Here is a 13546-nt window from a genome sequence, read left to right on the forward strand (position 1 = left end):
AAATATGAAGTCAACTCAATTACCCGAAAACGAATATGCCTCTTTTTATACTCCGTATATAAATGCTTTGGGAGACGTAAATTTGATGGAAGAATTAGAAATTTCATTACATGATTTTATCCATTTTATTCAAAACATTCCAATGGATAAATTTGATTATAGATATGCGCAAGGGAAGTGGAATATCAAGGAAATTATTCAGCATGTAATTGATACGGAGCGCATATTTGCCTATCGTGCGTTGCGAATTTCAAGAAATGACCAAACAGCTTTGCCTGGTTTTGATGAAAATGATTATGTAAATAATACTGAAGCTGCCAATAGAAGTATTCAAGATTTACTAACTGAATTTTCAGCGGTGCGACATTCGAATTTATTTCTTTTCAAAAGTTTATCTGAAGAGCAATTAAAGAGAATTGGAACTGCCTCAAATACTGCTGTTTCAGTTCGAGCCATAGGTTTTATTATGATTGGACATCAAAAACACCATCAAAAAGTTTTTCAAGAAAGGTACTTGTAAATTATTGAAAACAAGTTGACCAAATTTTTAATTTGTTTTCAAAAGACATGGTATTGGCAGGACTTGTGGAAGGCATCATATAATACGTGATGCCTTTTATTTGACCAAATTTTTTTAGAAAGTATTTATGACTTTCTTTTCCGTTAAAAATAATTTTTGTGATGCCGGGAAATTCTTTAAACAATGTTTCAAAATCAGTTTCTTCTTGGTTTTTGATGGGAATATTTCAGTTTCAGAATTTACAAAAGGCGGAAAGGAATGTATCATAGTAGGTTTTAAAGTACTGCTTTTTCTTTTTCGAGTATGGCTAATGCTAACCGGATTTTTCCGTAGTCTATTTTTTCTTCAAAATAATCAAAATAAGGTTTTAAGGCATTTGGTGATTCCAGTTTTATTTGCGCTTCAGCAATTTGAGAAACTTCTTCTTTTGAGATAAGCGAATCCAAATCTATATTAGCTCCATCAACATACAGTTTTGCTAAATGAGACATAATTGTACTTAAACCTAATTTTCTTTTTTGGGCAATTTCCTCTACAGAGAATCCGGTAGTATAAAGTTCTAATGTTTCTTTGTAGGTTGTGGCTTCTTTTTTCTTTTTAGCACCTTTTGCTTTCTGGAAATCTTGGATAACTTTTATAAAAGCATCGCCATATTTTTCTAGTTTTGCTTTACCAACGCCGTCAATTGCCAATAATTCTGTTTCGCTCATCGGTCTTTCAATTTCCATTTGGCGTAAAGCCGCATCACTGAAAATCACATAAGCCGGTACAGATTCTTCCTTAGAAATTTCGTACCGTAGTTTACGTAAAGTTTCAAAAAGTGAATTTGCAACGGATTTGGTTTGTTTAATTTCTTGCTTGTCGATATTGATTTTTTGAACTGTGGTCAGTTGTACTTTCTCACCTTCAAATAATACTTTTTTTGCAAAGGCTGTCAATTTGATTTTGTTTTGCTGGTGAAAAGCAATTTCACAATAGCCCAAATTGATCAATTGTATCAAATATTGATTCCAGTCATACCATGATAAATTAGCACCAACACTGTATGTTTTCAGGTTTTGGTATTCTTTTTCATAAATATATGCATTTTTTGAACCGCGTAAAAAGTCAATGATTACTGGTAATGGTTCTATTTCCTTCAACCGAATAATTGCCGATAAAGCTTTTTGAGCGATGACCGTTCCATCAAAAAAAAGTGGTGGATTTTTACAAATATCACAGTTTCCACAATTCTCTGTGACAAGTTCGCCAAAATAGGAAAGCAATATTTTTCTGCGACAACTCAACGCATCGGCATATTGTTTCATTCGTTCTAATTTGGCCAGTTGCACTTCAGCATTCAAACCTTGAGAGGCAAATTTTTGCAACTGAATCAGATCACCATAACTTTCGAATAATACCGTTTCTGATGGTAATCCATCGCGACCGGCACGACCAATTTCCTGATAATAGCCTTCAATATTTTTAGGTAAGTTATAATGAATGACCCAGCGCACATTGGATTTGTCAATTCCCATTCCAAAAGCAATGGTAGCACAAATCACCTGGCAATCATCATTGATAAATTCATCTTGTGTTTTAGAACGAATTTTCGTGTCTAAACCTGCGTGATACGCTTTGGCATTCACGCCTGTTTTTTGTAGTTTTTCAGCCAATTCTTCTGTTGTTTTTCTGCTTAAACAGTAGATAATTCCCGATTCATTGGGCTTTTCTAGGATGAAATCTATAATTTGTTTGACTCTGTCCAAAGCGGGACGCACTTCTAAACTTAAATTTTTTCGATCAAAAGAAGCAACAAATATTTTTGGATTTATCAAATTTAATTGTTGGCTAATATCTTTACGTGTAGCCTTATCAGCCGTTGCAGTTAAAGCTAATATTGGAGTAGAAGGGAAGCGCTTTTTGAGGTATCCTAAATTAGTATATGCAGGACGAAAATCATGTCCCCAAGCTGAAATGCAATGTGCTTCATCAATAGCAATTAAACTTATGGTCAAACTATTGAAAAGATTATCCAGAAACGACAGGCTTTCCGGAGCGATATACACTAATTTAATCACATTCGATTTTAACCTTTCGATATAAAACTGACGTTCATTTTCAGTTTGGCTACTGTTGATGAAACAGGCTTCAATACCATTTGCTTTCAGACTATCTACCTGATCTTTCATCAAAGCAATCAGTGGAGAAATTACGATTGTAATTCCCGGAAAAACCAATGCGGGCAATTGAAAACAAATTGATTTTCCTCCACCTGTAGGCATAATTGCCAATGTATCCTGTCCGGAAAGTACACAATTTATTATCTCTTCCTGGTTTGGGCGAAATTTTTCAAAACCAAAGTTTTCTTTGAGTTTGGCATATAAAATTTGATTAGTCATTTTGGCGTATATTTAGAAGTCTAAAGTTATAAAAAAAGGAACTCGTGAATGAGTTCCTTTTAATAAATATATTTGAGAAGGGATTAATTAATCCTCTTCATCGTCATCGTCATCATCTGAAAAATCTTTTTCGTCTGCATCTTCATCATCATCTCCTGAATCAGTATCTGGTTTATCATTAGCATCATCCTCGTCATCATCATCCATATCGTCCTCTAAATCAAGCCCTTTAATTGGTTCAACAACTTCATCGATGATTATTTCATCATCTTCATCATAATTTTCAATTCTATCAGCCAGTTTTGTGCTCACTTTTACTAAATAAATGGTATCTTCAGTTCGTACTTCAACTGCTTCAACTAATTCATTTTTAGCGTTTCTAAAACTAATAATATTTGAATCATCATAACCATCTGGAAATTTATCAACCAATAGGTTTAAAATTTCATTGGTAAGTTTGGCGTAATCTACAATTACTCTTTTCATAAAATATTCTATAAATCTAATAAATAAGCGAAAATTAAAGGAGCTACAATGGTAGCATCGGACTCAATAATGAACTTAGGGGTTTTAATGTCTAATTTACCCCACGTAATTTTTTCATTTGGCACCGCTCCAGAATACGAACCGTAACTGGTTGTTGAATCTGAAATCTGACAGAAATAACTCCAGAAAGGAATGTCATGCATTTCCATATCTTGGTATAACATTGGTACTACACATATTGGAAAGTCTCCAGCAATACCACCACCAATTTGAAAGAAACCTACACCATTTGTACTGTTTTTAGGATACCAATCAGACAAGAAGACCATATATTCGATACCGGATTTCATTGTTGAAGCTTTTAAATCTCCTTTTATTACATAGGATGCAAATATATTTCCCATGGTACTATCTTCCCATCCCGGTACAATGATAGGCAAATTTTTCTCAGCGGCTGCATACATCCAGCTGTCTTTTAGGTCAATTTCATAATATTCTTCAAGAACACCTGAAAGCAACATTTTGTACATAAACTCATGCGGAAAATATCTTTCGCCTTTATCATCTGCATCTTTCCATATTTTGTAAATGTGTTTTTGCAAACGACGGAAAGCTTCATGCTCCGGGATACAAGTATCAGTTACACGATTTAATCCTCTTTCTAATAAATCCCATTCGTCCTGTGGAGTCAAATCACGGTAATTAGGAACTCTTTCATAATGAGAATGAGCGACTAGATTCATCACGTCTTCTTCGAGATTTGCACCAGTACACGAAATAATATGCACTTTGTCCTGACGAATAATTTCAGAAAAAATCTTACCAATCTCGGCAGTACTCATAGCTCCAGCCATGCTCACCATCATTTTTGCACCATTGGCTAATTGTTCTTCATATGCCTTAGCGGCGTCAACTAAAGATGCAGAGTTGAAATGCAAATAATGCTTTTCTATAAACTGACTGATTGGTCCTTTGCTCATTTTTATTTATTTAAATACTTAGAAATCAATTCGTTAAAATTAGTATTTCAAATTTAACGAATTTTTATATTGAATAATTGTTATTTATTTTTTGTCGTACCCTAATATTTTCAAAACATCGTCGGAAGTTTGTTGTTCGGAGAAAACCTCAGTAGCTAAAATACCATTTTCGTCTCTGTCTATTAATATGTGTTTGGGTTGCGGAATCAAACAGTGATGCAAGCCACCGTATCCGCCAATCGTTTCCTGATAAGCCCCAGTATTGAAAAATCCTATGTATAACGGTTTTTCTTTGTTGTATTTGGGGAGATAGATTGCGTTCATATTTTGCTCAGAGTTGTAATAATCATCGCTGTCGCATGTCATTCCTCCTAATAAAACTCTTTCGTAAGTTTCATTCCAGCGATTCACAGCCAGCATGATAAAACGTTTGTTTATAGCCCAAGTGTCCGGTAGCGTTGTGATGAAAGAGGAATCAATCATGTTCCACTTTTCTCTGTCATTTTGTTGTTTTTGATACAATATCTGGTATATTGCACCGCCACTTTCTCCTACTGTGAAGGACCCGAATTCAGTGAAAATATTTGGAACCTCAACCTCGGCTTCATCGCAGGCAATTTTGATTTGATTGATAATTTCGTCAATCATATATTGATAATCGTACTCGAATGCTAATGAATTTTTGATCGGAAAACCACCGCCAATATTCAGTCCATCAAGTGTAGGGCACTCTTTTTTTAATGCAATATAAACTTTGATACATTTTACTAATTCATTCCAGTAATAGGCATTATCATTTATTCCTGTATTGATAAAAAAGTGCAACATTTTTAGTTCCAATTTTTTATTTTCCTGAATTTGTTTTTTGTAAAAATTGACAATGTTTTTATACCCTATTCCTAATCTTGATGTGTAAAACTCAAATTTAGGTTCTTCCTCAGCAGCAATACGAATTCCGATTTTGAATTTCCCTTTTATTTGTTCTTGTAAAAGATCAAGCTCTTCATAATTATCAATAATTGGAATTGCATTTTTATGTCCATTATTTATTATTCGGGCTATATTTTCAATATACTGATCTCTCTTAAAGCCATTGCATATCACATAGGTGCTTTTATTAATTTTTCCGTTTGCCAGTAAGTTCTCAACAATATTGATATCAAAAGCAGATGACGTTTCAATATGAATGTTATTTTTAAAGGCTTCATTCATTACAAATTCAAAATGAGAACTTTTAGTACAATAGCAGTAGTAATATTTTGCCTCGTATTTGTTTTTCTCCATCGATTTACGAAACCAGCTTTTGGCTTTGTTAATGTTGTTGGAAATTTGAGGTAAGTAGGTGAATTTTAATGGAGTGCCATATTGTTCTACCAATTTCATTAAATCGATATTATGAAACTGAAGGTTGTCTTTGTTTAAAGTAAATTCTTCCTGTGGAAAATAGTAGGTTTGATTGATTAAATCAGAATATTTTGTATTCATTAGATGTCATAAATTTATAGATTAAAATATTGTAAAATAAAGAAACCCATAATTCAAACCCGAATATTTGCATAGATAATCTGAAGTTTTTCGTGATCTGCTTTCATGTATTGAAAAACATCAAAACTAAAGTTTCCTTTGATAGAATAAAAACGTTTCAATATTCTTAGAAAAGAGATATTGTTTCGGGTTTTATTACAACTATAATTTTGTTTGTTTTGACTTTTTTTCATTACTGCAAATGTAAAAAATATTATATACGTAATGCAATCCTTTTTATAAAAAATAATTAAGATTTATAATCCTGAAAGGCTTTAAGAATTAATTCATTTTCAACCATTTGATTGATTTTTATTTTTCCGATACCTTCTATCAATGCGAACTGGATGTTTCCATATTCGTTTTTTTTGTCGTGAATCAGTAATTCTAAGATTGGTTTGATATCATTTTCTTCAAAAACGATGTCGGTATAGATAGCCTTTATACTGGATTTTATCTGAGAATATTCTTCTATATTGATCAGTTTTTTATGTAGTGAAAGGTAACTCTCTAATATCATCCCAACGGCTATGGCTTCTCCGTGCAATAAAGTTGTTTTGTTATCATTTTCCAAAAAATAACTTTCAATGGCATGACCCAGTGTGTGACCAAAATTCAACGCTTTTCGGATATTTTTTTCGGTTGGATCTTGCAGCACAATTTCATTTTTTATCTCGACTGAACGGTAAATTAATACATCAAAATCAGCAAAATCTATAGTCTTTAAATCTAAAAATTGCTCCCAATATTCTTTATCATAAATCAAACCGTGTTTCAGCATTTCGGCAAGACCGGAACGCATTTCGTTTTGTGGCACTGTTTCTAAATATTGAGTATCAATAAGCACCATTTTAGGCACATTAATAACACCGATTTGGTTTTTTAAATTTCCTAAATCCACCCCGTTTTTGCCACCTACAGAAGCATCGACCATTGCGAGTAAAGTGGTTGGAACGTGAATAAAATCAACACCGCGTTTGAAGGTTGATGCTACAAAACCACCTAAATCAGTGACAACGCCACCGCCTAAGTTAATGATAAGGCTTTTTCTGTCAGCCCCAAGTTCCGTGAGTACTTTCCATATTTGGACGCAAGTCTCAATATTTTTATTTTCTTCCCCACAATCAAATTCAATGATTTCAATTATAAGATCAGTTTCCAGAACAGGAAGAAAATGGGGCAGACAAAACTCATTAGTATTGCTGTCAACAATAATAAATAGGTTAGAGTATTTATTTTCTTTTAAATGAAGGTTTATTGCTTCATATCCTTTTTCGTTAAAATGTATCGGGTAACTGTTGGCTTGAATTGATTGCATCTGTATGGATTAATTGGAACCGCAAAATAAGGCATTTTTTGCTAAATAATATTCAAAACTCTGTCTATATTTGTACAAAAATTTAACAAATAATGGAAAAAATATTCAATAATACTCAAGTTGCCTTTTCATTAAAAAGTGATACGGAACTTGACAGAGCTTATTTTCTTTTCAAAATGATTGCTAATCAGCCTCTGGTACGTATTGGAACTGCGGTTACAAATTTTGCTCTTAAAGCCAATCTTCCTGTTGAAGGTTTGATTCGCGCTACGGTTTTTGACCATTTTTGTGGTGGGATAAATGAAGTGGACTGTCTTTCGGTGGTAGATAAAATGTATACCAAAGGAGTTTCCTCTGTTTTGGATTATTCTGTAGAAGGAAAAGAAGCCGAAGATCAATTTGATGCCGCGCTTGAAATGACCTTGAAAACTATTGAATTTGCCAGAGAACGCCAAGCCATTCCTTTTGCCGTTTTTAAACCAACCGGTTTTGGACGTTTTGAATTATATGAGAAATTGGGCGAAAAACAAACATTGACTCCAGAAGAACAGGCAGAATGGAATAGAGTGATGGCTCGTTTTGATTTAGTTTGTAAAGATGCCCATTCTAAAAATGTTGCTCTTTTGATAGACGGTGAAGAAAGCTGGATGCAAGATGCGGCTGATGATTTAGTGACCGAAATGATGCGCAAATACAATAAAGAAAAAACCATTGTTTTCAATACGTTGCAAATGTACCGTTGGGATCGTTTGGATTACTTGAAAAAATTACATGAACAGGCTATAAAAGAAGGTTTTTTTATCGGAATGAAATTGGTTCGTGGTGCGTACATGGAAAAGGAAATTGTTCGGGCTGCTGAAAAAGGATATCCATCACCAATTTGCGCTTCAAAAGAAGCTACGGATGAAAATTATGATGGTGCTGTGCGCTATATGACGGATCATTTAGAGGTAATGTCTGTTTTTGCAGGTACCCATAATGAGTCCAGCACTTATACGCTAATGGAATTAATGACGGAGAAAGGAATAAAAACTAATGATGACAGAATCTGGTTTGGACAATTGTATGGTATGAGCGATAACATCAGCTACAATATGGCCGCTAATGGCTATAATGTTGCTAAATATTTGCCTTTTGGTCCAGTTAAAGATGTGATGCCGTACTTAATTCGTCGTGCGGAAGAAAATACTTCCGTAGCGGGACAAACGAGTCGTGAATTAGAAATGATAAAAGCAGAACGCAATCGAAGAAAAGGGAAGTAGGAAAGTGGTCAGTGATCAGATTTTAGTATTCAGTTATATTAGAATTTATAAAAAGTTTTAATAAAAAACTCCATTCAGCTTATTGAATGGAGTTTTTTAATGTCAAATTTATGAAATCTAAAAATTGCTAAACTGCAGATTACTTAAATTTTTATAAATTCCATTTTCTAGAGCGATTAATTCCTGATGTGTTCCTTGTTCCGTGATTTTTCCTTTATCCAAAACCAAAATTTGATCCGCACTGCGAATCGTCGATAGGCGGTGCGCTATTATAATACTAGTTCTTCCTTGCATTAAAATCTCTAGGGCTTCCTTAACTAGTTTTTCACTTTCGCTGTCTAATGAAGATGTTGCTTCATCCAGAATTAAAATACTTGGATTTTTCAATAATGCTCGGGCTATGGCAATACGTTGGCGTTGTCCTCCGGAAAGTTTAATACCTCTTTCTCCCACAATTGTTTCAAATTTTTCAGGGAAACTTTCGATAAAATTATAGGCATTGGCTTGTTTTGAAGCAGTAACAATTTCTTCTTCGGTAGCATTGGGATTTCCATAAGCAATATTCTCTCTGATGGTTCCGCCAAATAATATTACGTCTTGCGGTACAATACTCATGTTTCCACGAAGACTTTCTAAATCAAAATCATAAATATTTTTTCCGTCAACCAATATTTCTCCTTCGTCAATAGTATAAAAACGCAATAATAGGGAAGCAATAGTAGATTTTCCGGTTCCGCTTGGTCCGACAATAGCAATTTTTTGACCAAAATTAGCGGTAAAACTAACGTCTTTTAATACTTTAATTTCTTTTCTGGAATGGTAACTGAACGCTACATTCTTGAAAGTGACATTGCCTTTTATTTTTTCAATTGCAGCCGGATCACGCACCGAATTAATTTTTTCAGGAGTTTCATCTAATAATTCAAAAACACGTTCGGTTGCGCCAATCGCTTTTTGGATTTGGGCATATAGTTCCGCAATTCCGCCAAAAGAAGCACCTACAAATGTAGAATACAACACAAACGAAATCAATTGGCCAACGCTCATTTCTCCGCTAATACTCAATCGAACACCAAACCAAACTACGGCAACAATAGCTCCAAAAAGACAGAAAATAATGAATGAAGCAAAATACCCTCGGTATTTCCCGCCTTTGATGGCAATTGCAACCACTTCTTTTATTTTTCCGTTGTAACGGGCAATTTCGTACCACTCATTGGCAAAAGCCTTAACAATACTGATGCCTTGCATGGTTTCTTCAACAATTACTTGACTTTCGGCCACTTTATCTTGAACATTTTTTGAATACTTCCTGATGAATCGCCCAAAAATAACCGCAGCAACGGCCACTAGTGGCACTACGGACAACATCAATAATGTCAATTTGATGCTTTCATTGGCCAATAAAAGAACGCCACCAATAATTAAAATGAATTGTCTTAAGAATTCGGCTATAGTAGATGTTAAAGTATCTTGTATCTGGGTAATATCTGAACTGATTCTACTGTTTAATTCGCCAACACGCTTTTGCGAGAAGAAAGACATAGGTAGTTTTACCAAATTGCTGTACAGTGATAATCGTAGATTAGCTAAAGTATTCTCCGTAAAATTGACAAATAAATACAATCTAAAAAACGAAAAAATGGACTGAAGAAATAAGATTACAATTAAACCACCCGCAATCATGTTAGCTTGAGTATTGTCTTTGTTTTTCACACAATCAATTAGCATTCCCATCAACTTAGGAAAAGCAAGAGCAGTCGCTCCAGTGAATAATAAAAAAACTAATCCTACATAAAATTTCCATCGGTGATTTCCTGCATATTGAAATATTACAGTTGCTTTTTGGAGTGAACTTGCAGTAATTTTTGATTTTGGTAAATCGTTTTCTTTGAACCTGGCCATTATCTATTGTTTATGTCGCAAATGTAAGACTATAGCGAATGAATACAAAAAAATACTAGTTTTTCATTACAAAGATAAAGTGCTATTATAGAGCACGAAAGAAAACTGAGTCACTATTTTATTGATTTTTTTTACTTTTTTGCTTGCAGATACGATTTCTAGCTGTATATTTGCACTCGCAATAAGGATATGAAAATATCTGCATTGTTTAGGGCAATTAGCTCAGCTGGTTCAGAGCACCTCGTTTACACCGAGGGGGTCGGGGGTTCGAACCCCTCATTGCCCACCATAAAGGACAAGGAAGAAAAATTCTTCTTTGTCCTTTTTTTATTTGAAAAATTTTTTAGCAGTCTGACTGAATCAAAAACTAACACTTCCTCCTATTTATCAAAGACATTTCATAGGTAATATTTACCCATGCGAATCAAGTGTTGAAAAAAGCTAAAAAAAAAGAAAGATATATCTTTCGAATTATTTGTAGGAAGATAAAATTAATTTGCTTTTACTTTGGCATAATGATTGTCTCTTTTAGGGTTGTACAAATTATTAGTGTCATACAACGATTTTATTTAAATTAATACTATGATATCATATATTTACTTGGCAAATGAAAATTTTTAATGACAAAAAGACTTAAATAAATATATGTCAAATCATAAAATACTTACTATTGACAATCTGTCACTTCAGGAATTTGATTCGGAAGCAGATTTAATTCCACTTTTGACTCCCGAAGACGAGGAGGAAATGAACAATGAGGCTTTACCTGAATTATTGGCTATATTGCCCTTGCGGAATATGGTTTTATTTCCAGGAGTTGTAATACCAATTACTGCGGGACGCGATAAATCGATTAAATTGATCAATGACGCTAACGCTGCAGGGAAAACTATTGGAGTTGTTGCTCAAATCAATGAGGAAGATGAAGACCCAACCAAAGCAGATATTCATAAAATAGGTACGGTAGCCCGTATTTTACGTGTACTGAAAATGCCTGACGGGAATATAACGGTAATTCTTCAAGGTAAAAAACGTTTTGAGATTGAGACTGTTATTGATGAAACATCTTATATTACTGCAAAAATCAAGGAAGTTCCAGAGAAAAGACCTAAGAAAAACGATACTGAATTTGTTGCCATTCTGGATTCAATCAAAGAATTAGCGATTCAGATTATAAAAGAAAGTCCAAACATTCCCAGTGAAGCTACTTTTGCCATCAAGAATATTGAAAGCCAATCGTTTTTAGTCAACTTTGTGACTTCGAATATGAATTTGACAGTTAAAGAAAAACAAGATTTATTGGCGATTAATGAATTGAAAGAAAGGGCTTTAGAAACACTTCGCTACATGAATATTGAGTTGCAAAAACTCGAATTAAAAAATGATATTCAGTCTAAAGTTCGGTTTGATTTAGACCAACAACAGCGTGAATATTTCCTGCACCAGCAAATGAAAACCATTCAGGAAGAATTAGGTGGCGTTTCTCAGGAAGAGGAAATGGACGAAATGTTACAGAAGTCCTTGACCAAAAAATGGGACGAGAAAACCAAAAAACATTTTGATAAGGAATTGTCTAAAATGCGTCGCATGAATCCCCAAGCGCCTGATTTTGGTATTCAAAGAAACTATCTGGAGTTGTTTCTGGAATTGCCTTGGAACGAATATTCTAAAGATAAATTCGATTTAAAAAGAGCACAGAAAATATTAGATAGAGATCATTTTGGTCTTGAAGATGTTAAGAAAAGAATGATAGAACATTTGGCAGTTTTAAAATTGCGAAATGATATGAAATCCCCAATTATTTGCTTGACAGGACCTCCCGGAGTTGGAAAAACATCTATTGGACGCTCTATTGCAGAAGCTTTAGGCCGAAAATATGTTAGAATTTCTCTTGGTGGGTTGCGTGATGAAGCGGAAATTCGCGGACATAGAAAAACGTATATAGGTGCCATGCCTGGACGAATTATCCAAAGCTTGAAAAAAGCCGGAACATCAAATCCTGTTTTTGTTTTGGATGAAATCGATAAATTATCAAACAGCAACCAAGGTGATCCGTCATCAGCATTATTGGAAGTTTTAGATCCGGAACAAAACAATTCTTTTTATGATAATTTCCTTGAAATGGGATATGATTTGTCTAAAGTGATGTTTATTGCTACATCGAATAATATGGCTGCGATTCAACCTGCGTTGAAAGACAGAATGGAAATCATCAAAATGTCAGGCTATACGATTGAAGAAAAGGTAGAAATTGCACGTCAGCATTTGTTTCCAAGACAATTGAAAGAACATGGTTTGACAACCAAAGATTTAACTATTGGTAAAAAACAATTAGAAAAAATTGTCGAAGGATACACACGTGAATCCGGAGTTCGTGGCCTAGAAGCTAAAATTGCTCAAGTAATCCGTAACGCAGCAAAATCCGTTGCAATGGAGGAAGCGTATAATAAAAAAGTAACGGATGACGATATCATAAAAACGCTAGGTGTTCCAAGGCTAGAAAGAGATAAATACGAGAATAATGATGTTGCCGGAGTAGTAACTGGTTTGGCCTGGACCTCTGTTGGCGGTGATATTTTGTTTATAGAATCGTTGCTTTCCCCAGGAAAAGGAACCATGACAATTACCGGAAACTTGGGTACAGTAATGAAAGAATCTGCCACCATTGCTTTAGAATATATTAAGGCCAATGCATCATTTTTAGGATTGGATTCAGAGCTGCTTTCTAAATATAACATTCACTTACACGTTCCGGAAGGAGCCACTCCAAAAGACGGACCAAGTGCAGGAATTGCAATGCTGACGTCCTTAGTTTCGTTATTTACACAAAAACGAGTGAAGAAAAACCTAGCCATGACAGGAGAAATTACTTTACGTGGGAAAGTATTGCCAGTAGGCGGAATCAAAGAAAAGATTTTGGCTGCAAAAAGAGCCAATATTAAAGAAATTATTCTGTGTCATGAAAATAAGAGTGATATTGATGAAATAAAACCTGAATATCTGGAAGGACTTTCTTTTCATTATGTAAAAGAAATGAGCGAAGTATTGAAATATGCTCTAACTGATCAAAAGGTTAAAAACGCTAAGGATTTGTAATAAAAACAAATTCTAAATTTAAAATCCAACTTCTAAAACTTGATTTTCAAGCAAAGGAATTTGGATTTTTTTAT

At 34.2% G+C, this 13546-nt stretch carries 10 protein-coding genes and 1 tRNA gene; 4 read left to right on the top strand and 7 right to left on the bottom strand.

Going from position 1 to position 13546, the window contains the following annotated elements:
- The first annotated feature begins 4 nt into the window (after positions 1-4).
- Positions 5-520 carry a DinB family protein gene (locus EKL99_RS00635; protein WP_126553313.1) on the top strand — a complete coding sequence of 172 codons (516 nt, stop codon included), beginning with the start codon at positions 5-7 and terminating at the stop codon, positions 518-520.
- Between the two features lie 275 nt (positions 521-795).
- Here the strand turns inward: EKL99_RS00635 and recQ are convergent, their stop codons facing one another.
- The 6 genes from recQ to aroB form a co-directional block, all read right to left on the bottom strand.
- Entirely contained in the window at positions 796-2901 is a 2106-nt protein-coding gene (gene recQ, locus EKL99_RS00645) for a DNA helicase RecQ (protein ID WP_126553311.1), read from the bottom strand.
- Between the two features lie 87 nt (positions 2902-2988).
- Positions 2989-3387, bottom strand: a complete 399-nt coding sequence (locus EKL99_RS00650) for a DNA primase (protein WP_126459544.1) — start codon at positions 3385-3387, stop codon at positions 2989-2991.
- Between the two features lie 8 nt (positions 3388-3395).
- Positions 3396-4367 (bottom strand): deoxyhypusine synthase family protein, encoded by a 972-nt coding sequence (locus EKL99_RS00655; RefSeq protein WP_126459548.1) that lies wholly within the window; start codon positions 4365-4367, stop codon positions 3396-3398.
- An 84-nt stretch (positions 4368-4451) separates the two neighbouring features.
- The gene (locus tag EKL99_RS00660) at positions 4452-5852 is read right to left on the bottom strand and encodes an arginine decarboxylase (RefSeq protein ID WP_126459553.1); all 1401 of its coding nucleotides are present in this window, start codon (positions 5850-5852) and stop codon (positions 4452-4454) included.
- Between the two features lie 53 nt (positions 5853-5905).
- On the bottom strand, positions 5906-6085 hold the full coding sequence (locus EKL99_RS00665) for a hypothetical protein (protein ID WP_126459556.1): 180 nt from the start codon (positions 6083-6085) through the stop codon (positions 5906-5908).
- 56 nt (positions 6086-6141) lie between these two features.
- On the bottom strand, positions 6142-7209 hold the full coding sequence (gene aroB, locus EKL99_RS00670; protein ID WP_126553309.1) for a 3-dehydroquinate synthase: 1068 nt from the start codon (positions 7207-7209) through the stop codon (positions 6142-6144).
- Positions 7210-7301: 92 nt separating this feature from the next.
- On the opposite strand from aroB, the gene EKL99_RS00675 reads away from it, so the two are divergent.
- On the top strand, positions 7302-8471 hold the full coding sequence (locus EKL99_RS00675) for a proline dehydrogenase family protein (RefSeq protein WP_126459563.1): 1170 nt from the start codon (positions 7302-7304) through the stop codon (positions 8469-8471).
- Between the two features lie 117 nt (positions 8472-8588).
- Here the strand turns inward: EKL99_RS00675 and EKL99_RS00680 are convergent, their stop codons facing one another.
- Complete coding sequence (locus EKL99_RS00680; protein ID WP_126576198.1) at positions 8589-10376, bottom strand: ABC transporter ATP-binding protein; 1788 nt, start codon at positions 10374-10376, stop codon at positions 8589-8591.
- Positions 10377-10587: 211 nt separating this feature from the next.
- Between EKL99_RS00680 and EKL99_RS00685 the strand changes: the two genes are divergently transcribed.
- Both EKL99_RS00685 and lon read left to right on the top strand, forming a co-directional pair.
- Positions 10588-10665 (top strand) — tRNA-Val (locus EKL99_RS00685).
- Positions 10666-11021: 356 nt separating this feature from the next.
- Entirely contained in the window at positions 11022-13472 is a 2451-nt protein-coding gene (gene lon, locus EKL99_RS00690) for an endopeptidase La (RefSeq protein WP_126459571.1), read from the top strand.
- Positions 13473-13546 lie beyond the last annotated feature (74 nt).

The organism is Flavobacterium sp. ZB4P23, from assembly GCF_003970375.1.
Lineage (GTDB): Bacteria > Bacteroidota > Bacteroidia > Flavobacteriales > Flavobacteriaceae > Flavobacterium.

Bases quoted from the DNA above. Each gene is read 5' to 3' on its own strand.
- EKL99_RS00635 (WP_126553313.1), top strand. From the start codon at position 5: ATGAAGTCAACTCAATTACCCGAAAACGAATATGCCTCTTTTTATACT.
- recQ (WP_126553311.1), bottom strand. From the start codon at position 2,901: ATGACTAATCAAATTTTATATGCCAAACTCAAAGAAAACTTTGGTTTT.
- EKL99_RS00650 (WP_126459544.1), bottom strand. From the start codon at position 3,387: ATGAAAAGAGTAATTGTAGATTACGCCAAACTTACCAATGAAATTTTA.
- EKL99_RS00655 (WP_126459548.1), bottom strand. From the start codon at position 4,367: ATGAGCAAAGGACCAATCAGTCAGTTTATAGAAAAGCATTATTTGCAT.
- EKL99_RS00660 (WP_126459553.1), bottom strand. From the start codon at position 5,852: ATGAATACAAAATATTCTGATTTAATCAATCAAACCTACTATTTTCCA.
- EKL99_RS00665 (WP_126459556.1), bottom strand. From the start codon at position 6,085: ATGAAAAAAAGTCAAAACAAACAAAATTATAGTTGTAATAAAACCCGA.
- aroB (WP_126553309.1), bottom strand. From the start codon at position 7,209: ATGCAATCAATTCAAGCCAACAGTTACCCGATACATTTTAACGAAAAA.
- EKL99_RS00675 (WP_126459563.1), top strand. From the start codon at position 7,302: ATGGAAAAAATATTCAATAATACTCAAGTTGCCTTTTCATTAAAAAGT.
- EKL99_RS00680 (WP_126576198.1), bottom strand. From the start codon at position 10,376: ATGGCCAGGTTCAAAGAAAACGATTTACCAAAATCAAAAATTACTGCA.
- lon (WP_126459571.1), top strand. From the start codon at position 11,022: ATGTCAAATCATAAAATACTTACTATTGACAATCTGTCACTTCAGGAA.